Origin of the sequence: Streptomyces sp. NBC_01089 (assembly GCF_045162975.1) — a bacterium.
Taxonomy (GTDB): Bacteria; Actinomycetota; Actinomycetes; order Streptomycetales; family Streptomycetaceae; genus Streptomyces.
In genome coordinates this window covers 3,094,076-3,114,976 of the sequence record NZ_CP108660.1, presented here as the reverse complement: position 1 = coordinate 3,114,976, position 20,901 = coordinate 3,094,076, and the positions used below count along the sequence as shown (strand labels likewise).

21 protein-coding genes and 2 pseudogenes are annotated in these 20,901 nt (G+C 71.0%); 10 read left to right on the top strand and 13 right to left on the bottom strand.

Annotated features, from left to right (window positions below; all coding sequences use genetic code 11):
• The first annotated feature begins 2 nt into the window (after window positions 1-2).
• Window positions 3-956 (top strand): LysR family transcriptional regulator, encoded by a 954-nt coding sequence (locus OG510_RS13685; protein WP_406137040.1) that lies wholly within the window; start codon window positions 3-5, stop codon window positions 954-956.
• Between the two features lie 75 nt (window positions 957-1,031).
• Here OG510_RS13685 and OG510_RS13680 read toward each other — a convergent pair.
• Window positions 1,032-1,742 (bottom strand): annotated as a pseudogene (locus OG510_RS13680) (nuclear transport factor 2 family protein); the annotation flags it as partial.
• Between OG510_RS13680 and OG510_RS13675 the strand changes: the two are divergent.
• A pseudogene (locus OG510_RS13675) lies at window positions 1,715-2,260 on the top strand (LysR substrate-binding domain-containing protein); the annotation flags it as partial. The pseudogenes OG510_RS13680 and OG510_RS13675 sit on opposite strands and share 28 nt — an antisense overlap.
• A 146-nt stretch (window positions 2,261-2,406) precedes the next feature.
• On the opposite strand, the gene OG510_RS13670 reads toward OG510_RS13675, so the two are convergent.
• On the bottom strand, window positions 2,407-3,168 hold the full coding sequence (locus tag OG510_RS13670) for an alpha/beta hydrolase (protein ID WP_406137039.1): 762 nt from the start codon (window positions 3,166-3,168) through the stop codon (window positions 2,407-2,409).
• A 103-nt stretch (window positions 3,169-3,271) separates the two neighbouring features.
• On the opposite strand from OG510_RS13670, the gene OG510_RS13665 reads away from it, so the two are divergent.
• Together OG510_RS13665 and OG510_RS13660 are read left to right on the top strand one after the other, a co-directional pair.
• Entirely contained in the window at window positions 3,272-4,426 is a 1,155-nt protein-coding gene (locus tag OG510_RS13665; protein ID WP_406137038.1) for an adenosine deaminase, read from the top strand.
• A 137-nt stretch (window positions 4,427-4,563) separates the two neighbouring features.
• A complete protein-coding gene (locus OG510_RS13660; RefSeq protein ID WP_164258418.1) occupies window positions 4,564-4,893 on the top strand; it encodes an ATP-binding protein in 330 nt (109 codons plus the stop codon).
• A 198-nt stretch (window positions 4,894-5,091) separates the two neighbouring features.
• On the opposite strand, the gene OG510_RS13655 is transcribed toward OG510_RS13660, so the two are convergent.
• The 5 genes from OG510_RS13655 to afsQ1 all read right to left on the bottom strand — a co-directional run bounded on the left by OG510_RS13655 (window position 5,092) and on the right by afsQ1 (window position 8,856).
• Window positions 5,092-5,292: a PspC domain-containing protein gene (locus OG510_RS13655; RefSeq protein ID WP_164258416.1), complete on the bottom strand. Its 201-nt coding sequence runs from the start codon at window positions 5,290-5,292 to the stop codon at window positions 5,092-5,094.
• Window positions 5,293-5,383: 91 nt separating this feature from the next.
• Complete coding sequence (locus OG510_RS13650) at window positions 5,384-5,932, bottom strand: VanZ family protein (RefSeq protein WP_406137037.1); 549 nt, start codon at window positions 5,930-5,932, stop codon at window positions 5,384-5,386.
• Between the two features lie 133 nt (window positions 5,933-6,065).
• Window positions 6,066-6,650 (bottom strand): hypothetical protein, encoded by a 585-nt coding sequence (locus OG510_RS13645; protein ID WP_406137036.1) that lies wholly within the window; start codon window positions 6,648-6,650, stop codon window positions 6,066-6,068.
• A 23-nt stretch (window positions 6,651-6,673) separates the two neighbouring features.
• Window positions 6,674-8,182, bottom strand: coding sequence for an ATP-binding protein (locus OG510_RS13640; protein WP_406137035.1), 1,509 nt, complete (start codon window positions 8,180-8,182; stop codon window positions 6,674-6,676).
• Window positions 8,179-8,856, bottom strand: a complete 678-nt coding sequence (gene afsQ1, locus OG510_RS13635; RefSeq protein ID WP_343234946.1) for a two-component system response regulator AfsQ1 — start codon at window positions 8,854-8,856, stop codon at window positions 8,179-8,181. The genes OG510_RS13640 and afsQ1 overlap by 4 nt, the downstream gene beginning before the upstream one ends.
• A gap of 306 nt (window positions 8,857-9,162) precedes the next feature.
• On the opposite strand from afsQ1, the gene OG510_RS13630 reads away from it, so the two are divergent.
• Complete coding sequence (locus OG510_RS13630; protein ID WP_406137034.1) at window positions 9,163-9,921, top strand: SigE family RNA polymerase sigma factor; 759 nt, start codon at window positions 9,163-9,165, stop codon at window positions 9,919-9,921.
• Between the two features lie 218 nt (window positions 9,922-10,139).
• Here the strand turns inward: OG510_RS13630 and OG510_RS13625 are convergent, their stop codons facing one another.
• Both OG510_RS13625 and OG510_RS13620 read right to left on the bottom strand, forming a co-directional pair.
• Complete coding sequence (locus OG510_RS13625; protein ID WP_406137033.1) at window positions 10,140-11,051, bottom strand: DUF5753 domain-containing protein; 912 nt, start codon at window positions 11,049-11,051, stop codon at window positions 10,140-10,142.
• 101 nt (window positions 11,052-11,152) lie between these two features.
• Window positions 11,153-11,389, bottom strand: a complete 237-nt coding sequence (locus tag OG510_RS13620; protein WP_406137032.1) for a DUF397 domain-containing protein — start codon at window positions 11,387-11,389, stop codon at window positions 11,153-11,155.
• Between the two features lie 263 nt (window positions 11,390-11,652).
• On the opposite strand from OG510_RS13620, the gene OG510_RS13615 reads away from it, so the two are divergent.
• The 4 genes from OG510_RS13615 to OG510_RS13600 all read left to right on the top strand — a co-directional run bounded on the left by OG510_RS13615 (window position 11,653) and on the right by OG510_RS13600 (window position 14,906).
• Window positions 11,653-12,201: an ATP-binding protein gene (locus OG510_RS13615; RefSeq protein ID WP_406137031.1), complete on the top strand. Its 549-nt coding sequence runs from the start codon at window positions 11,653-11,655 to the stop codon at window positions 12,199-12,201.
• A gap of 59 nt (window positions 12,202-12,260) precedes the next feature.
• Window positions 12,261-13,220: an SAM-dependent methyltransferase gene (locus OG510_RS13610; protein WP_406137030.1), complete on the top strand. Its 960-nt coding sequence runs from the start codon at window positions 12,261-12,263 to the stop codon at window positions 13,218-13,220.
• Window positions 13,221-13,366: 146 nt separating this feature from the next.
• Window positions 13,367-14,362, top strand: coding sequence for a zinc-binding alcohol dehydrogenase family protein (locus OG510_RS13605; protein WP_406137029.1), 996 nt, complete (start codon window positions 13,367-13,369; stop codon window positions 14,360-14,362).
• 127 nt (window positions 14,363-14,489) lie between these two features.
• Window positions 14,490-14,906 (top strand): maleylpyruvate isomerase N-terminal domain-containing protein, encoded by a 417-nt coding sequence (locus OG510_RS13600; protein ID WP_406137028.1) that lies wholly within the window; start codon window positions 14,490-14,492, stop codon window positions 14,904-14,906.
• Window positions 14,907-16,136: 1,230 nt separating this feature from the next.
• Here OG510_RS13600 and OG510_RS13595 read toward each other — a convergent pair.
• Window positions 16,137-16,793 carry a uridine kinase gene (locus tag OG510_RS13595; protein WP_406137027.1) on the bottom strand — a complete coding sequence of 219 codons (657 nt, stop codon included), beginning with the start codon at window positions 16,791-16,793 and terminating at the stop codon, window positions 16,137-16,139.
• A 137-nt stretch (window positions 16,794-16,930) separates the two neighbouring features.
• On the opposite strand from OG510_RS13595, the gene OG510_RS13590 reads away from it, so the two are divergent.
• Window positions 16,931-17,311 carry a hypothetical protein gene (locus OG510_RS13590; protein ID WP_406137026.1) on the top strand — a complete coding sequence of 127 codons (381 nt, stop codon included), beginning with the start codon at window positions 16,931-16,933 and terminating at the stop codon, window positions 17,309-17,311.
• 103 nt (window positions 17,312-17,414) lie between these two features.
• Here the strand turns inward: OG510_RS13590 and OG510_RS13585 are convergent, their stop codons facing one another.
• Genes OG510_RS13585 through deoC form a run of 3 tightly spaced genes read right to left on the bottom strand, consistent with a single transcriptional unit; the run spans window position 17,415 to window position 20,817 of the window.
• Complete coding sequence (locus OG510_RS13585) at window positions 17,415-18,311, bottom strand: aldehyde dehydrogenase family protein (RefSeq protein ID WP_406137025.1); 897 nt, start codon at window positions 18,309-18,311, stop codon at window positions 17,415-17,417.
• Window positions 18,311-19,789: an aldehyde dehydrogenase family protein gene (locus OG510_RS13580; RefSeq protein ID WP_406137024.1), complete on the bottom strand. Its 1,479-nt coding sequence runs from the start codon at window positions 19,787-19,789 to the stop codon at window positions 18,311-18,313. Before OG510_RS13580 ends, OG510_RS13585 begins: the two co-directional genes overlap by 1 nt.
• Before the next feature lie 5 nt (window positions 19,790-19,794).
• A complete protein-coding gene (deoC, locus tag OG510_RS13575) occupies window positions 19,795-20,817 on the bottom strand; it encodes a deoxyribose-phosphate aldolase (protein WP_406142385.1) in 1,023 nt (340 codons plus the stop codon).
• Window positions 20,818-20,901 lie beyond the last annotated feature (84 nt).

Below are 20,901 nucleotides of genomic sequence, written 5' to 3'. Positions count from 1 at the left end.
CCATGGCGCATCAGCACAGCTCACAGCCGCGGCTGTCACCCAGTAGTCACGAAGAAGACATCCGGCTCCTGCTCGCGCCCCGGCTGGCGTACTTCGAGGCCGTCGCGCGCCACGAACATGTCACCCGGGCCGCGCAGGAGCTGTCGGTGCCGCAGTCCACGCTCTCGCGCGCCATCGTCGGGCTCGAAGCGGACCTGGGCGTTGCGCTGTTCGCCCGCAGCGGCCGCTCCGTCTCGCTGACGCCCGCGGGCCGTACCTTCCTGTCGAGCGTGGAGCGTGCGCTCGCCGAGGTCGGCCGGGCCGCCGACTCCGTACGGGCGGACGCCGATCCGGCGTCCGGCCGGATCACCTTCGGCTTCCTGCACACCCTGGGGTCCGAGACGGTGCCAGGACTGATCCGCGCCTTCCGGGCCGACCACCCGGGGGTGCGGTTCCAGCTCGTCCAGAACTACGGCGAGGCGATGATCAAACGGCTGCGCGCCGGGGAGCTCGACCTCTGTCTGACCTCACCGGTGCCTGACGCCCCCGGTCTGGTCGCCCGGCGGCTGGACGAGCAGCGGCTGCGGCTGGTGGTGCCGGACGACCACCGGCTCGCGGGCCGCAGACGGATCAGGCTCGCCGAGGCCGCCGACGAGACCTTCGTGACGCTGGAGCCGGGGTTCGGGCTGCGCCGGATCACCGACGACCTGTGCGCCGAGGCCGGGTTCACCCCGCGGATCGCCTTCGAGGGCGAGGAGGCGGAGACGCTGCGCGGGCTGGTCGCTGCGGGGCTCGGGGTGGCGCTGCTGCCACCGCCCGCGGTGGCCAGACCGGGGGTGGTCGAGCTGGCGGTGACCGCGCCGCGGGCGGTACGGGAGATCGGCGTCGCGTGGCTGGACGGCCACCCGGACACGGCCCCGGTGGCCGCGTTCAAACAGTTCCTGCTGGCACGCCGGGGACGGCTGCTGCCGGGTTAGCGGTACGGACGCGTACGCCCGTGCTGCGTACGCCCGTGCCGCCGGGCTCCCCGCCCTCCCTCCCCTCAAGACTCCTCAGGAGTGCCGGTGGTACGCCTTGTTGGCGATACGCCGGCCGTCGTCGGCGCGGACCAGCAGGAAGATGTCGGTGAATGTGTCCGGGCCGTGCGAGAGCGTCATGGTCGCGGTCGCGACGGTGCCGTGGACGTCGACAGCGTCGATGCGGCGGGAACGGGCCGGTTCGTCCGGGCTCGGCCGGCCGTCGAAGAGGGCGCAGTACTCGTCCAGGCGCCACGAGACGAACACGCCGTCACGGAGCCCCTCGATGTGGGCCGTGGGAAGAAACGCGGCGCGGAAGTGCGCGGGGTCACCGGTCGCGTGCCCGCGGATGTAGGCGCGCAGCGGCGCGAGCACGGCCTCTTCCACCGCGGGGGCCGTGGCGGCGACGGCGATGTCGGCTTCCGGGGCGACAGGAGCGCAGGCCGGTCCTGCCGCGCTGCGCAGGGGTGTGTCCGACGCGGCGGCCAGCAGAGCCAGGTCCTTGGCCAGCGCGCCGACCGTGAATTCGGCCGGCACCGGGGCCGGCCGGCCGGTGAGGAAGGCGCGTTTGCGCGCCACGAGCCCGCCGAGCTGGCCGAGTTCGAGGACGTCCAGCACCTGCGCGCGGGGACCGAGCGCGTCGGCCTGCCGCAGGGAGTCGCGCAGCGCGAGGACAGCGCCGGAGAGGCTGTTGTTGGCGATCAGCTTGAGCGCAGCGGCGGTGGAGCCTGCTGCCCGGTCCGAGCGCGCAGCTGCACGACCGCGTGACCGCCGGCGACCTCGACATCGCTGTCGTCACCGACGCCCCGCCGGGGCTGCCCCAGGACCCGCGGGTCGAGCGCCGGTTCCTCGGTCTGGACGAGATGGTCGTCGCCGTGCCCGTCGGTCATCCGCAGGCCGGGCGCGGCCCGGTGCACATGGGGGCGCTGGCCGACCAGATCTGGGCCGAGGACAACGACGGTTCGGAGGCGCTGCTGCGCCGGCAGGCCGCCCGCGCCGGAGTCAGCCCGCGCATCGACCTCGCCGCGGCGGATCTGCCCGGCAAGCTGGCCCTGGTCGCGACGGGGCACGCCATCGCGCTGATACCCGGGGTCCTGGTGTGCGCGCTGCGGGCCGACGTCACCACGGTGGTCCTTGTCGATCCTCCGACCCGCGGCATCTACACGCTCGCGCCACGCCGTGGCCCCCACCCCTCGGCGGCACCTCTGCGCGACCAGCTCGCGACGGCCTTCGCCCCGGACGGCCGGGGCGGCCCCCGGGCCCCTGACGTACCAGCCTCCCCGCGCCCTGATCGACCGGACGGCTGTGGTCCGGACGGCTGTGGTCCGGACGGCGTCAGCCTTGACAGCCTCAGCCCGGACACCACCAGCCCGGACAGCCTCAGCCCGGACACCACCAGCCCGGACAGCCTCTAGCGGAGCGTCCTGCCGAACCCCGCCGCCAGCGGCATCCGCAGCCCCAGCGGTGGCGGCGCCGCGAAGGCGTCGGTCAACGGCCGTGCGTACGCGTGCGAGAACAGCGCACCCCGTACGAAGTCCGTTGCCAGTGCCACCACTTCGGACCGGTGCTGGCGCAACGAGTGCCCGTCGGAGTGGACTTCGAAGCGGCAGGTGTCACGGTTGGTCTTCTTGGCGCGCTCCGCCAGCCGGTAGGAGAGTTCGGGGTCGGAGCGTGCGTCCGTGGTGCCGTGTACGAGGAGGACCTGACGGCCCACCAGCTGCTTGACCGGTTCGGGCTCGGCGGCCACATCGTCGTCGGGCAGCCAGGGCGCGACGGCCAGCACCGATGTGACCGCGTGGTGGCCCGCCGCGTGCAGGGCCGCCCGGCCGCCCATGCCGTGGCCCGCCAGGCAGACCGGGACGTCGCCGTACCGCCGCAGCGCCTCGTCCACCGCCCAGGACGCGTCCTCGGCGAGGTGCGCGTCCGTGCCGTTCCAGCCGCGGAAGCGGTAGCGGACCACATGGGCCGCGAGCCCGTCGCCGCGGCCCGCGCGGGCCAGTCTGCGGGCCGGCGGGCGCAGGGACGCGTACGGCAGGGGGGAGGACCGGCGCCTGGAGACCGGGTCGCCGTCGGGGAGCAGCAGGACCACACCGCTGACCGCGGACTGTGTCCCGCCTGCCCCAACTGCCGGTCCCAGCCTGGCCTCCGGCAGGGCTGGTGCTTGCTGTGCCATAACGGAACAGTCTCAGAAGCGGAGGTGTACTCCACCCTTCCGAACGGTCACTGTTACATATCGACGGAGCACGTTCTACGCGCGTAGGGGCTAAAGTACGCAGATGACGAGCCAGACCAAGCAATCGCCCACCACGGATCAGATCGGCCGAGCTCCGAAGGTGCTCCTCCACGATCACCTCGACGGGGGCCTGCGCCCCGGCACGATCGTCGAGCTCGCCCGCGCCAACGGGTACACGGCCCTCCCCGAGACGGACGCCGACAAGCTCGGCATCTGGTTCCGCGAAGCGGCCGACTCCGGTTCGCTGGAGCGCTATCTGGAGACCTTCGCGCACACCTGTGCCGTCATGCAGACCCGCGAGGCGCTGGTGCGCGTCGCCGCCGAGTGCGCCGAGGACCTGGCCAAGGACGGCGTCGTGTACGCCGAGGTGCGGTACGCCCCCGAGCAGCACCTGGAGGGCGGGCTCACCCTCGAAGAGGTCGTGGAGGCCGTCAACGAGGGCTTCCGCGAGGGCGAGCGGCTGGCCAGGGAGAACGGCGACCGGATCAGGGTCGGCGCCCTGCTCACGGCGATGCGGCACGCGGCCCGCGCCCTGGAGATCGCCGAACTCGCCAACAGCTACCGGGATCTGGGCGTCGTCGGCTTCGACATCGCGGGCGCCGAGGCCGGCTTCCCGCCCACCCGCCACCTGGACGCCTTCGAGTATCTGAAGCGGGAGAACAACCACTTCACCATCCACGCCGGTGAGGCGTTCGGCCTGCCGTCGATCTGGCAGGCGCTCCAGTGGTGCGGCGCCGACCGGCTCGGCCACGGGGTGCGGATCATCGATGACATCGAGGTCGCCGACGACGGCACGGTGAAGCTGGGGCGCCTCGCCTCGTACGTACGGGACAAGCGGATCCCGCTGGAGATGTGCCCCACGTCGAATCTGCAGACCGGCGCCGCCGACTCGTACGCCGGGCACCCCATCGGCCTGCTGCGGAAACTGCACTTCCGCACCACGGTCAACACGGACAACCGGCTGATGTCGGGCACCACCATGAGCCGTGAATTCGCGCACCTGGTCGACGCGTTCGGCTACACGCTCGACGACATGCAGTGGTTCACAGTCAATGCGATGAAATCCTCATTCATTCCTTTCGATGAACGCCTCGCCATGATCAACGACGTCATCAAGCCCGGATACGCGGAACTCAAGGCCGAGTGGCTGTTCCGGCAGACCGCTGTGACCAGTGGTTCCGCGGCCGGGGCGCGCTGAGCGCAGCGACGGATCCGCCGCAGGGGCGGCCGGGAGCGGTGCTTCCGGCCGTTTCGGCGCGTTTGCGGGGGAGCGGCCCGGCTGGCTACCTTGCGTAGCCGCTCGATTACCTCTCCCCCCGCAAGGACGTTTTCCTGATGAAGCAGTCTGCTGCCAAGACCCTCGGTGCCGCCGTTCTCGGTGCCGCTTTCGCCGCGGCCGCCGCCGGTTCCGCCTCCGCGGCCGTCGCCCCGGTGACGCCGGACGTGACGGGCACGCTGGGTTCGGTCACCAGCACGCTCCCGCTGGACAGCGTGACGTCGAAGATCCCGGCAGGCAAGGGGAACTCGGTGCAGTCCGGGCAGCACGCGACCGGTGGCGCGAAGCGGGCGCTGCAGGGCGGCAGTGGCGCCCAGGGCAACAAGGGCCTGCTCGGCGGGCTGCCGACCGGGACCGTGACGAACGCGGTCAGCGGCATCGGCCACTGAGCACCGGCTGACGGCCACCGGCTGTGAGCACCGGCTGAGGCCACTGGCCGGCCCTCGGCCACCGCCGGCCCGGCCCCCGCACAGCGAAGACGGGGCGCACACTCATCCCCAGGGTGTGCGCCCCGTCCGTCGTGTACGGATCAGGCGCCGGGCCGTGTACGGATCAGGGACCCGGGCCACCGGCCGCGGTCCGCCGGACTACCAGGCGGCCGACGGCGACTTCTCTCCCGGCAGCAGGATCCACAGCGCCAGATAGAGCAGGAACTGCGGACCGGGCAGCAGACAGGAGACGACGAAGATCACGCGCATGGTGGTCGCAGAGGTGCCGAAGCGCCGAGCCAGCGCTGCGCACACTCCGCCGAGGACACGGCCTTCACGGGGGCGGGCAAGTGCGGACATGTGGGGCTCCTTCGCGAGGCGTCACGGGAGCGGCTCTGTCGCGCTCCCTGTATATCCATCATGACGCGCGGTGGCGGAACGGAGCATCGCTCTACGGGGCGACCCCGACCCTGGGAATCGTCGGGGTAGGACCCTGGGGGACGTCCTCCCGGAGGACGGCGGCCCGCTCCGCCCGCTGTACCCCCCTGCGCCGCAGCCGGTGCCGCACGGCGGGCACCACGAGCACGTGCGCCAGCGCCACCCCCGCCGTGTTCAGCAGCAGCGAGTCCACATCGACCACCTGCCCCGGCACTCCGGTCTGCAGCAGTTCGATGGCCAGCGAGATCAGCGCGCCCGCCGCGACCGTACGGGCCAGGGAGGCCCAGGGCGACACCCGTGGCCGGCCGCCGGCCAGCGGCAGCAGCACCCCCAGCGGGGCGAGCAGCAGCAGCGCCTCGCCGATCCGGCGGGTGGCCTCCACGGCGCCCAGCGCCAGATCCGCTCTGATCCCGGCGAACGGCGTGAAGTTCGAAGCGGTCACCCACATCACGTCCAGCGGGCGCAGGGTCAGCCAGCCGACAATCAGGAGATGCGCGGCGAGGAGGACAACCCCCACGACGCGAAAACGGATGACGGAACGACCGCCCGTACCTTGACGCACATCCCCCAAGACGCGGTTACCGGTGGAATCGGTTCCGCCGACTTTGTCACCGTGCCGTCACCGAATCCCCACGGGGTCCGCACGACCGCCCCGCGCCTCGCCCGAAGGCAAGCACGGCACAGCACAGCGCGGCCTAGCGTCGTACGTCCCCCAGCTCCGGGTCCGCGTCCGGGCGGGTCTTCAGCTGCTGGGTGCAGGAGTACGCACGCGGCGGGTCCCCGTCCGGGCCGCCGAGCACCACCGAGCCGTCCGTCTCCGCCGCCGCGCTCTCCGCGTACGTACAGACGATCTGGGCCAGCGCGTTGGCCGGCAGGTCCGCCGGGTCGCGGCTCAGCCGCAGTGCACCGGCGGGGTCGCTCTTGCGCCCGGCGCTCACGGAGAGGGAGCCCTGCACATCGGTGCTGAACCCGGCCTCCCGCTCGGACGCGCCGGGCTTCTCCCGCAGCTCGTCGAGGAGCTTCTCCGCGACCCGCTCGCCGTCCGACAGCGTGCGGCCCTCGGCTATCTGCACCGTACGGTCGACGGGTACGAGGCGGCTCCCGCAGACCAGGTAGACGCGGACCGGGATGCCCTGGAATCCTTCGCCACCGCCGTCGTCGGCCGGGAGGTCGCACGGCACCCGCGACGGCGCCGCGCCGGCGTCCACCGGTACGGAGGTGTTCCGGATGCCGCACCCGGCCGTCAGGGCGCACAGCGCGGCCAAACCCGTCAGGACCACCGCGGCTCTCGACCGCCGGGCCCTCACGACGCGTCGCCTTCCTGGCCGTCCCGGTCCGGGTCTGCCGGGTCCACCGGATCGCGCGGCAGCCGCAGCTCGAACACGGCGCCGCCGTCGGCCGCGTTCGCCGCGGTGATGTCGCCGCCGTGGATGTGCGCGTTCTCCATCGCGATGGAGAGGCCGAGTCCGCTGCCCTCGGAGCGGGGCCGGGACGCGCTCGCCTTGTAGAAGCGGTCGAAGACGTGCGGGAGCACGTCCTCGGGGATGCCGGGGCCGTGGTCCTGCACGGCGATGACCAGATCACCGCCGTCGATCCGTACGGCGACCCTGACCGGTGAACCGCCGTGCTTCAGCGCGTTGCCGATCAGGTTGGCCAGGATCACGTCGAGGCGGCGCGGGTCGAGGCGCACCATGATGCCGCGGTCCGCGTCCAGCTCCACCGCGTCGAGCCAGGCGCGGGCGTCGATGCAGGCGGTGATCTGGTCGGCGATGTCCACGTCGTCGAGCACCAGCCTGGCCGTGCCCGCGTCGAAGCGGGTGACCTCCATCAGATTCTCCACCAGCGTGTTCAGCCTGCGGGTCTCGCTCACCACCAGCTGGACCGCGGGCGCGATCATCGGATCGAGGCTGTCCGCCTCCTCCTCCAGGACCTCCGAGACGGCGGTGATCGCGGTCAGCGGCGTCCGCAGCTCGTGCGACATGTCGGCGACGAAGCGGCGGCTGGCCTCCTCCCGCTCGCTCATGTTGCTGACCTTCTCCTCCAGCGCCGCGGCCGTCTTGTTGAACGTCCTGGACAGCTCGGCCAGCTCGTCGGTGCCCGAGACCCTGAGCCGGGTGTCGAGCTTGCCCTCACCGAGCCGCCTGGCCGCGTCCCCGAGCCGCTGCACGGGCCGCAGCACCGTCGTCGCCGCGGCCTGCGCGAGCAGCGCCGAGCCGATCAGCGCCAGCGCGGTGGCGATGGCCAGCGACCAGCCGAGCGAGCTGAGATCCTGCCGCTCCTGGTCCAGCGAGGTGAGCATGTAACCGGTGGGCCCGCCGCCGGTGACCTTCGTACCGCCCACCAGATACGGCGTCCCGTGCAGCGTGACGCGCTGCCAGAAGAGGTGGTACGCGGAGTGCTCGTCGGAGCCGACCTTCTGCTGCTTGGCCACCGCCTCCTGGAGTCGGCGGGGCACATCGGTGAGCGTGAAGGCGTCCAGGTCGGAGTAGCCGATGACGGGCTTGCCCTTGGCGCGCTCGCCGACGAGCAGCACGTCGTAACCGGGGTTGCTGGACGCGGCCATCCGCCCCGCGGCCGTCTGCAGCTCGCTCTGCGTGGGCTGCAGCGGCAGCGAGGACGCCCGGTTCTGCATCTCCTGGCGGAAGTCCTTGAGCGCGGAGTCCTGCGTACGGGTCAGCACCGCCTCGCGGTTGAGCCAGTACGCGATGCCGGATGCGGAGACGGCGGCCGTGAGGGCGACCAGGGCGAAGACGACGACGAGGCGCAGCCGCAGGCTGGTGAGGCGCAGCCCGTGGAAGGACGGACGGGTCACTGAGGCGTGTCCAGCCGGTAGCCGACACCGCGGACCGTGCGGATCAGGGTCGGTGAGGACGGCACGTCCTCCACCTTCGCGCGCAGCCGCTGCACACAGGCGTCGACGAGGCGCGAGTCGCCGAGGTAGTCGTGCTCCCAGACCAGCCGCAGCAGCTGCTGGCGGGAGAGCGCCTGCCCCGGCCTGCGGCTCAGTTCGAGCAGCAGGCGCAGCTCGGTCGGGGTGAGCTGGAGGTCCTCGCCGTTCTTCGTCACGGTCATCGCCGAACGGTCGATGACCAGGCTCCCGAAGGCGGCGGAGTCGGTGGACTCGCGCTCACCGCGGCGCAGCACGGCGCGGATACGGGCGTCGAGCACCCGCCCCTGCACCGGCTTGACCACATAGTCGTCGGCGCCGGATTCGAGCCCGACCACCACATCGATGTCGTCGTTGCGCGCGGTCAGCAGGATGATCGGCAGCTGGTCGGTGCGTCTGATCCGCCGGCACACCTCAAAACCGTCGATTCCGGGCAGCATCACATCCAGCACGATCAGATCGGGCCGCTGTTCGCGCAGCAGCTGAAGACCGTCCTCGCCGGTGGCGGCTGTGGCCACCTGGTGCCCCTGGCGTGACAGAGACAGCTCAAGAGCCGTACGGATGGCGTCGTCGTCCTCGATCAGCAACAGGAAAGGCACGGAGGTCATTCTGGCCCATGGGACAGGGGAGTTCGACCTCTGGAGCGGTTACGGGCCACCTTGTGACTCTGCGTGGAGGTGACCGTCACCACCCGCCAGCCACCGTCGAGGGCCGCCCCTGAGGCCGCTGCCGGCCCCGCGCCGAGCCCCGCGGCGCCGCCTCTGTGACCTCTGCTGTCACCCAGGTCACGTCCTGCCCCGCCCCTTGTGACGCGCCTGTGACAGTCGGCAGACAACCCCATGAAACTGCGCAGGCAAGCTCTTCATCAACAGACCGAAGCACGACTCCACGGCGGGGGGCGCGAGATGAACACACTGCACAGCAACAACTCCGGCGCAGTAATCACGCGGCTCCACGACGTGGTGACCGCACGCACCATCGAGAAGTCCGGTGCCGCGGGAGGGCGGGGGTGCTCTCGTGGCACCGGGCGTCAGCACCCGTCGTACATGACGGTCGTTGACGCACCGGCGGCGGTCGCGAAGCCGGTCGTGCCGAGCCAGGCGGTGGCGCACGGGGAGACCTCGGGGGAACGGCCCTCCGCGTCGGAGGCGGAGTTCACCGCCTACGTACAGGAGCGCCGCGCCTCCCTGTACGCCACCGCCTACCACCTGACCGGTGACCGTTTCGAGGCCGAGGACCTGCTGCAGAGCGCGCTCTTCTCGACGTACCGCGCCTGGGACCGGATCAGCGACAAGGCGGCGGTCGGCGGGTATCTGCGCCGCACCATGACCAATCTGCACATCAGCGCCTGGCGCCGGCGCAAGCTCAACGAGTACCCGACCGAGCAGCTCCCGGAGACGGTGGGCGACACGGACGCGATGCGCGGCACCGAACTGCGCGCGGTGCTCTGGCAGGCACTGGCCCGGCTGCCCGAGACGCAGCGCACGATGCTGGTGCTGCGGTATTACGAGGGCCGTACGGATCCGGAGATCGCGGACATCCTCGACATCAGTGTCGGCACGGTGAAGTCCAGCATCTGGCGCTCCCTGCGCCGGCTGCGCGAGGACGACGTCCTCAGCTTCGGCCGTGACGAGCAGGAGTCCTTCGGCGAACTCGTCGCCTGAGGGACCGGGGGGAGGGGCCGCCGTTTCGGGGGAGACGGCGGGTGCCCACGGGGGTGGGGGCACGGGGGAACAAGGGGGGAGCACGGGGGAGAACACGGGGGAAGCGGAAGAGGGCCGGACAGGCCGGGGGGGGCCTGTCCGGCCCTCTTCCCGTGCCGACGTGTCTCCCGGTGCCGACGTCTGCGCCTCTGCCTGTGCCTGCGCCGGTGTGACAGCCCCTAGAGCTGGTCGAGGAGCTTCTTGATGAAGACGCGGGCGTCCTGCGGCGGGTCCGCCTCGGTGACCAGGCGGTCCATGATCAGCGAGTACTGGTCGATCTCCTCCTGCTTGTCCAGGTAGACCGCGCCGGTCAGCTGCTCCAGATAGACCTTGTCCGGCAGGTCGGGTTCGTTGAACCGCAGGATCGTGATGGGCGTACCGGCCGCGGCCATCGCGCCCACGCTGAACGGGGCGATCTGCAGCGTGACATTGGGCAGTTCGGATGCTTCGAGGAGGTATGCGAGCTGGCCGCGCATCACATCGGCCCCACCGAAGGGGCGGCGCAGGACGGCCTCGTCCACGACCGCCCACAGGGTGGGCGCCTCCGGGCGGGTGAGCAGCTTCTGGCGCTCCATACGGAGGTCGACCAGGCGGTTCACCCTGGAATCGGGCGCGTTCGGGTATCCGAGGCGGGTGACGACCCGGGCGTAGTCGGGTGTCTGGAGCAGCCCGGGGAGGAACTGGACCTCGTACGTGCGGATGAGCGACGCGGCCTCTTCCAGGCCGACGTGCAGCTCGAACCAGCTCTCCAGGACGTCGTTGTACCGGTGCCACCAGCCCGGCAGGTTGGCCTGCCGGGTCATCTCCAGGTAGTCGGCCCGGGAGTCCTCGTCCAGGACGCGGTAGAGGGTCAGCAGGTCGACGACATCGCGCTGTTTGAATCCGACCTGGCCGCGTTCGAGCCGGGTGATCTTGGCGTCGGACGCCCTGATCGCCCTGCCCGCGTCCACGCGTGAGACATCGCGGTCCTGCCTGAGCCGGCGCAGCCGTGCCCCCAGCAGGATGCGCAGGGCCGTCGGCCCGATGTGCTCGGTGCCCAGGTACCGCCTTATCGAAAGCTGTTCACTGCTCGGCCGCTGTATGGCGGTCATGCCAACTCCCGTAAGGCGACTGGACGGACACGAAGAGTGCCAGTGTTCCATCCGACCCCGGGTCGCGTACAGCAGGATGGTTCCTGCCGCTACCGGGGGCCTCAGGTGGACAGTGCGTCGAACTCGCCGTCCTTGGCCCCGGCGAGGAACGCGGCGATCTCCGCACGCGTGTAGACCAGCGCGGGGCCCTGGGGATGGCGGGAGTTGCGCAGCGCGATGCTGCCGTCGGGGAGCGCGGCGACCTCTACGCAGTTGCCCCCGGGGGCGCTGTGTCGACTCTTCCTCCAGTTTGCATTTTTGATCAGGTCGGATCGTGTTCCGTTCTCGATCTGTCCCATCTTGACCGCTCCTCGTCGTGGTGCGCATGCCTGACCAGGCATCATGCATATGCAATTGCAGCTGCACTTGCCGGAGCAATTGCGTCAGCCGGAACTGTAATTGCAGATGCAGTTGCGACACCATCCCTCGGAGGGGGATAGTGGTCGCCGATCACCCGCTCGTGACGTCTGGCTGCTCCTCGGAGATCGCGATGACATCCCGCTCGACCGGACCAACAGGTGCCTTACCTGGGCCGACTGTCCACCGACTGCTGGGCCGTGCGTTGCGCGACGCCTTCCGGCACGAGGAGACGGATGCCGCTTCCGTCGGCTTCACGGCCTGCGCGCTGCCGGCCGGTGGCCAGGCGGTCGGTGAGGGACGCCGGTTCACCGGATCGCTGCTCCACGACTGGTCGTTGAGCCCACTCGTCGACAACGCGGCGCTGATCGTCTCCGAACTCCTCAGCAACGCGCTGCGGTACGGAATCGGGGCCCTGCCCGCCTGGTCGGGACCCGGGCAGGCGGTCTGGCTCGGGATGCTGCGGCGGCGCGGGACCGTACTGTTCGCGGTCTGCGACCCCAGTACGGCCGTCCCGCGCATCAAGGAACCGGACTTCCTGGCCCAGTCGGGCCGCGGCCTGCACATCATCGACTGCCTCAGCGAGACCTGGGGCTGGACGACACCCGATGGCGACGGGAAGGCGGTCTGGGCCGCGGTCTCGTGCCCGTCCGCACCGGGTGTCCCGGACAGCTCACGGCCCGTCGCACGGGCGGTGGCCGAACCGTGGCCGGTATCCGCCGTCGGCTCGGTCGCCGTGCGGCGAACCGTCTAGGGTCGGGCGGGAGCCGGCTTCACGGGCAGCCCGGTTGCACAGCACGGGAGCGGGATCTGATGGGCCGGGACCTGATGGGCGGTATGCCGGAGCGGCCGACGCAGGCGGATGCGCGGGCCCCGCTCGACCTGAGGACCGACCGGCCGCACGCCGCGCGGGTCTACGACGTACTGCTGGGCGGGAAGACCAACTACGCGGCGGACCGCGCCATGGCCGAACAGGTCCTCGTGAACCTGCCGTCGGCCAGGTCGGCGGCGCTGGCCAACCGGTCGTTCATCCACCGGGCGACGCGGTACCTGGCGGCGGAGGCCGGTGTCCGGCAGTTCCTCGACATCGGCACCGGGATACCGACATCGCCCAATCTGCACGAGGTCGCGCAGGGCGTGGCCCCGGACAGCCGGGTGGTGTACGTGGACAACGACCCGATCGTGCTGGCCCATTCACGTGCGCTGCACATCGGCCATCCTTCGGGCCGCACCGCGTACATGGAGGCCGACGCGGCCGACCCGGAGGCCATTCTCGCCTCCGGCGTGCTGCGCGAGACGCTGGACCTCGGCCGGCCGGTGGCGCTGAGCATGTGTCTGCTGCTGCACTGGCTGCCGGCGGACTCCGACCCGTACGCGGTGGTGCGGCGGCTGATGGAGGAACTGCCGCCGGGGAGCCACTTGGTGATCACCCATCTCGCCCGCGACCTCGACCAGGCGGGCTCCGGCGGCCTGGAGTCCGACTTCAAGGCATCGGGCTCGCAGCTCAAGGCCCGCACCAAGGACGAGGTGGCGCGCTTCTTCGACGGCCTGACACTGGTCACCCCGGGCCTCGTGCCACCACACCGCTGGCGGCCGGGGCGGCTGGTGGCGGTCGGGGGCACGGCGGGTGGTCAGGGCGCGGCGGGCGATGCGGCCGGGCTGGGTGATACGGCCGAGTCGGGTGGTACGGCCGATACCCCAGAGTCGCGCCAGTCGGCCGAGGAGTTCACCGCCCCGGTCTGGGCGGGCGTCGCGGTCAAGGGCGGCTGCTGAGCTGACGGAGCACCCCGGGACTGACGTAGCGCCCGGGCATCACGCCGAGCCTCCGAGCCGCTGATGCGGCAGCGCAGCCTGGTGGTGCCACGCCCAGGATGAGGAGGCACTGCCCGTTGTGCCGTCGTGACGGCAGGATCGGTGACATGAACAGCAGCAGCGCGCAGATGAAGGCAGTGACCATCCCCGAGTTCGGCGAGGCCGATGTGCTCCGCGTCGCCACCGTGCCGGTCCCCGAACCCGGGCCCGGCCAGGTCGCCATCGATGTGGCGTACGCGGGCGCCAACTTCGCCGAGATCCTCTACCGGCGGGGCGTCGTCGACGTACCGCTTCCCTTCGTGCCCGGTATCGAGGTGGCGGGGCGGATCCGCGCCGTCGGCGAAGGGGTCGAGGGCCTGCGTGTCGGGCAGCCGGTGGCGGCACTCACCATCGTCGACAGCGGGGGCTACGCCGAGGTGGTGCTCACCTCCGCGAGCCTGGTCGCACCGCTGGACGGTCTCGGTTCCGGGCCCGGCGTCGGTCTGGGCGTCGCCGCGGCGCTGCCGTCCAACAGCACCGCCGCGTTCCTCGTGCTCGACCGGGTGGCCCGTATCGAGCCCGGCGAGAGCGTCCTGGTCCACGCGGCGGGGGGCGGTGTGGGAAGCCAGCTCGGCCAGGCTGCTCACCTGCTGGGCGCGGGGCGCGTGGTCGGAACCGTCGGCAGCGAGGCCAAGATCGATATCGCCAAGGGCTTCGGATACGACGAGGTGATCCTGCGCGAACAGGCCGCCGAAGCAGGCGAGTTCGACGTCGTGGTCGACATGGTCGGTGGCCCCACCCGCCGCGCTTCCCTCGACCTGCTGTCCCCGATGGGACGCCTGGTGGTGATGGGCAACGCCTCAGGCGCCGAGGACGTCGGTATCCCGGCCAACGAACTGTGGTTCACCAACAAGACCGTCTCGGGCTTCAATCTGGCCGCCTTCTCCGCCGCCTTCCCCGAGGAGACGGGCAAGGCGCTGCGCCGCGCGGTGGCCGCGGCGGCGGCCGGGGAGCTGCGGGTGCAGGTCGAGACGCTGCCGCTCGACCAGGCAGTCGAGGCGCACCGCCGCATCGAGTCGGGCACGACCACGGGCAAGCTGGTGCTTGAGGTCGCGGCGTCGTGACCCGCGTCCTCCCCTCCGGCCCGCTGGATGCCGCCGGCCTTCGGGGACGAGGGCGGTGGGGGCTGCTGAGGTGTGACAGTGAGGGCACTGGCCCGACCCGACACATCCACGACGAGGAGGTGGCAGCGTGACAACCGATGCCCACGCCGGCTTCGACCCCGCTGCCGTACTGGAACAGATCGATGCCGCGACGGAGCACCTGGTGCACACCGCAGCCCGGTTCACCGACGCCGACGTACGTGCTCCGTCGCTGCTGCCGGACTGGTCGCGGGGTCACGTCCTGACCCACCTGGCCCGCAACGCCGACGGTGGCCGTCGACTGCTCACCTGGGCCCGGACCGGAGTACAGGCGCTGGAGTATCCGAGCCTGACCGCCCGGGACGAGGAGATCGAGAACGGAGCGGGCCGCAGCGCCGATGTCCTGGTGGCCGACCTGCGTGACAGCGCCGCCGTACCGCATCAGCGGTGCTCGGCCGGTGCCGGAGATCCACGGCGCGGAGAGCTCACTCCTCGGATGGCTGATGGGGCGTACCTCGGGCCATGACCTCCGCGTAGAGAACCGCGCGGTGCTACCCGAGCCACCCTTCCTCTACTGATCGCGGCCGGGTGCGTGAACAGAAATTGCTGGTAAGTCGTCCCAACTTCGTCTATTGGCAGGCGGGTTAGCGGCTCTGTGGCACGGTAGGGTCGGCGCGGCATTGGGGTGAGCGCAGTGAAAGGCAAGACGGTATGTCGATAGGCGCGGCGACGTTCCTGCTGGGCGCCGGTGCGGCGTTCGCGGTGACGGCCGTCGTGGATGAGAGCCCGAAGGTGACCGTCCAACCGGAGTCCGCAGTTACCGCTGACATCCCGCAGACACGCGAAGGGCTCGTCACCGCGTGGACGGCCGACGAAGGACTTCGATCCGGGCATGGCCAGGCGGGGCTGAATTCGGTGGAGGACGAAGAGGTGCCGGGGCCCCTGGCCTGTTCGCCATTCAGCCTCCGGGGGGCGGTTCCGTCCGTCCGTACCGGCCGGGGCGTCGGCCTGGCACACCCTGTGGATTCGCTTGGCCGACCCGTGCGGAAGCCCCCGTTGTGCACGTATGGGTACACGGCGGGGTGCGCAGAAGCGCAGCCAGAAACGGCCCGCCAGGCGTCTTGGCGGGCCGTTTCGAGAGGTCGGGTTTATCTGATGGCCCGTTGGCTATTCCGACCTTTCTGCTGACTCTTCATGTATTTCCATGAAACCGTCGCGAGGAAAAGAGATACGCAACCGATCGCTATGAGTACCCATCGCGTGGTGATGCCGTTGTTGGTGATGGCTCCTATGAATCCGGCCAATGTTCCACCACAGCCGAGCAGAAGCGCTCGCCACCCGAGGAACATGTCGCTCAAGCCGTCGGCGGAGCCCCTGAGAAATCCACCGCCCTTGAGGGATTCCCGCTTGTTTTCCCTATTCGTCATGTCATCACGCTCACGCGGTCGGAGGTTCATGTGAAGGGCGGTTGAACGGACCGGGTTCGACGGATCGGACCGGGCCGCCTTGCGGGAGGATATATTCCACGCGCCGCGACGCAGCCAAGGGCGCCAGGGCCGCTGCGGCCTCCGCGCTGAAGGCGGCCGACAACCGCTGCTGGCAGGGTGGTTGCCTCGACGCCACCACTGCCAAGGCGGGCGCCCTTCGGTACCTTCTCGCTGCTCGGCGCGCGGCGTGCGCCTACGGCCTTTGGATCGAGCCAGACCGGTCGGTGTCCGGGTGACATATCGGGCGTAGGCGAGAGGCGACTGCGCGCTCAGACCGGCCGTGCCGACCTCACCGGCCGGGCCGGCCCACGGGTTTCGGAGTGTGTGCCCGCCGCCGCCAGGCGGGTCAGTGCCTCCGGGCCCGCGCACGGGTGTGCGCCCAGATCCGACTGCCGTGCCACGATGCCCCGTTCGGCGCGCATCAGCCGCCAGCCCCGGCGCAGCAGGAACGGCACCGACTTCCGGCCCTCGCGCAGGTCCCGCAGCAGCCGCCGCCGGAACGTCGTGGACGGGCGGCCGCGCAGGCAGAGCGCGTCGGCCAGTACGCCCAGCTCGGCGCACCGCCCCACGATGTCCGCGGCGAAGATGCCCTCCGCGATGAACAGGGCCGCCGGGCCGATGTCCAGCGTTTCGCGGTCGACGCGGGCGCTGGCGGAGAGGTCGTACAGGGGCACCGTCGTCCGGCCCGTCCCGCACAGTTCCCGGATCGCGGTGACCGCCGCGTCCGCGTCCCACGACAGCGGTGAGTCCCAGTCGATGTCCGCGCTGCCGGGGACCTGCGGCAGCGTCGGGTCGTCGCCCTCCTTGTAGAAGTCGTCCAGGCGCAGCACGGGCAGGCCCGAACGCTCCGCGAGGGAGGACTTGCCGGATCCGGAGGGGCCCGCGAGCAGGACGACGCGGGTCGGTATGGGCTGGGAGGAACTCACGGGAGAACATTCTCCCGCATTCGGAGCCGCGGGCTACTCCCAGGAGTGAGGTTGCCGCGGTCCTTTGGAACGGATCCCGCTCAGCAACTACGCTTCGTACCTGTCTGCTTACTCTGCGAGTCAGGAACCCCCATCCCATGGCATCACATGCAGCCCCCAAGCCCCGGCGGAACTCCCTGCTCCGTATCGGCCTCACCGTCTCCGTGGCCGGTGCGGCGCTCGGTATGGGCGGCGCGGCCGCACAGGCCGCCACGCCCGCGGCCACCGGTTCCAGCGGCCCCGCCGCGGCTCTCGGCCACCTCGGTCCTTCGCCGGTCCGGGTCCTGACCGGTGCGGTCGGTTACGCCACCGCTCCGGTGGCCGACCTCCAGCTCGACCCGCTGGCCAAGACCGGTGTCGACCCGCTCGACAACGCCGTCGGCACCCAGGTCGCCGACTTCAAGCCCGTCTCGACAGCCCTGCTCACCTCCCCGCTGACCAGCGGCGGCGCGCTCAAGGACCTGCTGCCCGGCGGCTGAACGAGACGCGGAGGCCCCCGGCCGCCGCTGGACACGGAGTTCAGCGGCGGCCGGGGGCCTCTCGTACGGCAGGCGGGGACGGCGGGGGCGGCGGGGGGCGCGGTCAGTACGACGAGCCCGATACGCCCAGGGCGCCAGTCGGGTGCCAGACCGTCTTCGTCTCCAGGAACGCCGTGAGCCGCTCCGTGCCGGGCGTGGCCGAGAAGTCCACAGCCTGTGGACGCAGCACCCGCTTGAGGTTGTCCGCAGCCGCGATCTCCAGTTCGCGTGCCAGCTCGGTGTCCGCACCGGCAAGGTCGATGGCGTTGACGTCCTGGTGCGCGGCGAGCGGCGCGGCGATCTCCGCCGTCCTCCCCGACAGCACATTGACCACGCCGCCCGGCAGGTCCGACGTCGCCAGCACCTCGCCGAGCGAGAGCGCGGGCAGCGGGGACTTCGCGGAAGCGATGACGACCGCCGTGTTGCCGGTCGCGATGACCGGCGCGACGACCGACACGAGACCCAGGAACGACGAGTCCTGCGGGGCGACGACCGCCACCACACCGGTCGGCTCCGGGGTCGAGAGGTTGAAGAACGGGCCCGCCACCGGGTTCCCGCCGCCCACGATCTGGCCGATCTTGTCGGTCCAGCCCGCGTACCAGACCCAGCGGTCGACCGCCGCGTCCACCACCGCGCCGGCCTTCTGCCGGGAGATCCCGTCGGCGTCCGCCACCTCGCGTACGAACTGGTCCCGGCGGCCCTCCAGCATCTCGGCCACCCGGTAGAGGACCTGGCCCCTGTTGTACGCGGTCGCGCCCGACCAGCCGCCGAACGCCTTGCGCGCGGCGACGACCGCGTCCCGCGCGTCCTTGCGGGAGGACTGCGGGGCGTTGGCCAGCCAGTTGCCCTTGGAGTCGGTCACCTCGTACACGCGCCCGCTTTCGGAGCGGGGGAACTTGCCCCCGACGTACAGCTTGTAGGTCTTGAAGACGCTCAGCCGGTTCTGCTGCTCGGTGCTCATCAGCGCTTGCCCTCCGGGCTCGACGGGGCGAGGTACGCCTCCAGGCCGTGCCGGCCGCCCTCGCGGCCGTAGCCCGATTCCTTGTATCCGCCGAAGGGCGAGGTCGGGTCGAACTTGTTGAACGTGTTGGCCCACACCACACCGGCCCGGAGCTTGTTCGCCACCGCGAGGATGCGTGAGCCCTTCTCCGTCCAGATGCCGGCGGACAGGCCGTACTGCGTGTTGTTGGCCTTGGCGACGGCCTCGTCGGGCGTACGGAACGACAGCACCGAGAGCACCGGGCCGAAGATCTCGTCGCGCGCGACGGTGTGCGCCTGGGTGACGCCCGTGAAGAGCGTCGGTGCGAACCAGTAGCCGGACGTGGGGAGTTCGCACGCGGGCGACCAGCGCTCGGCGCCCTCCGCCTCGCCCGTCTCCACCAGCTTCTGGATACGGGCCAGCTGCTCGGCCGAGTTGATCGCGCCGATGTCGGTGTTCTTGTCGAGCGGGTCGCCCAGGCGCAGCGTGGACAGCCGCCGCTTGAGCGCGTCGAGGACCTCCTCCTGCACCGACTCCTGGACCAGCAGCCGTGAGCCCGCGCAGCAGACCTGGCCCTGGTTGAAGAAGATGCCGGTGACGATGCCCTCGACGGCCTGGTCGACGGGCGCGTCGTCGAAGACGATGTTCGCGCCCTTGCCGCCCAGCTCCAGGGTGACCTTCTTGTCGGTCCCCGCGACGGAGCGTGCGATGGCCTTGCCGACGGCGGTCGAGCCGGTGAAGGCGACCTTGTTCACGTCCGGGTGCTCGACCAGTGCGGCGCCCGCGTCCCCGTAACCGGGAAGGATGTTGACGACACCCTTCGGCAGGCCCGCCTGGCGGCAGATGTCGGCGAAGAACAGCGCGCTCAGCGGGGTCGTCTCGGCCGGCTTCAGCACCACGGTGTTGCCGGTGGCGAGGGCCGGGGCGATCTTCCAGGCGAGCATCAGCAGCGGGAAGTTCCACGGGATGACCTGGCCCGCGACGCCCAGCGGCCGGGGGTTCGCGCCGAACCCGGCGTGGTCCAGCTTGTCGGCCCAGCCCGCGTAGTAGAAGAAGTGCGCGGCGACCAGCGGGAGGTCCGCGTCGCGGGTCTCCTTGATCGGCTTGCCGTTGTCCAGGGTCTCCAGGACGGCCAGCTCGCGCGAGCGCTCCTGGATGATCCTGGCGATACGGAAGAGGTACTTGGCGCGCTCGGAGCCGGGCAGCGCCGACCACTTGGTGAACGCCTTGCGGGCCGCCTGTACGGCGCGGTCCACATCGGCGGTGCCCGCGCGGGCGACCTCCGACAGGACCTCCTCGGTGGAGGGGCTGACGGTCTTGAAGACCTTGCCGTCCGCCGCCTCGGTGAACTCGCCGTCGATGAAGAGCCCGTACGACGGGGCGATGTCGACGACGGAACGCGACTCGGGGGCCGGTGCGTACTCGAATGCGGATGAGAGAGCCGCGGATGAAAGTGCCATGGTGATCAGTCCACCGTCACGTAGTCGGGACCGGAGTAGCGGCCGGTGCTGAGCTTCTGACGCTGCATCAGCAGGTCGTTCAGCAGGCTGGAGGCGCCGAAGCGGAACCAGTGGCTGTCCAGCCAGTCGGCCCCCGCGGTCTCGTTGACCAGCACCAGGAACTTGATCGCGTCCTTCGTGGAGCGGATCCCGCCCGCGGGCTTCACTCCGACCTGGACGCCGGTCTGCGCGCGGAAGTCGCGGACCGCCTCCAGCATCAGCAGGGTGTTGGCGGGGGTCGCGTTGACCGCCACCTTGCCGGTCGACGTCTTGATGAAGTCGGCGCCCGCCATCATGCCGATCCAGGAGGCGCGGCGGATGTTGTCGTACGTCGACAGCTCACCGGTCTCGAAGATGACCTTCAGCCGGGCGGTGGTGCCCCCGGGGCGTACGCACTCGGCCTTGACGGCCTGGATCTCCTCGAACACCGACAGGTAGCGGCCGGACAGGAAGGCGCCCCGGTCGATCACCATGTCGATCTCGTCGGCACCCGCCGCGACGGCGTCCCGCACATCGGCGAGCTTCACCGGCAGCGCGGCCCGGCCGGCGGGGAAGGCGGTGGCGACGGACGCGACCTTCACATCCGCGCCGTTCAGCGCGGCCTTCGCGGTGGCGGCCATGTCCGGGTAGACGCAGACGGCGGCCGTCATCGGGGTCGTACGGTCGGTCGGGTCGGGGTGGACGGCCTTGGCGGCGAGCGCCCGGACCTTGCCCGGGGTGTCGGCGCCTTCGAGCGTCGTCAGGTCGATCATCGAGATGGCCAGGTCGATGGCGTACGCCTTCGCCGTGGTCTTGATCGAACGGGTGCCGAGGGCGGCGGCGCGCGCTTCGAGGCCGACGGCGTCGACGCCGGGCAGCCCGTGCAGGAAGCGGCGCAGCGCGCTGTCGGATGCGGTCACGTCGGCGAGACCGCCGGCGGAGGGGGCGTCTCCCGGGCGGGAGGCAGATCCTTCGCTGGGGGCGCCGGGGGAGGGGGCGGTGGTGGGCATGGTCACCAGAGGAGCATATCTACGCGCGTAGCGACCTGTACAGGGGGCAACCGACCGCAGCCCGCCGTCGCTCCTGGACGGGGT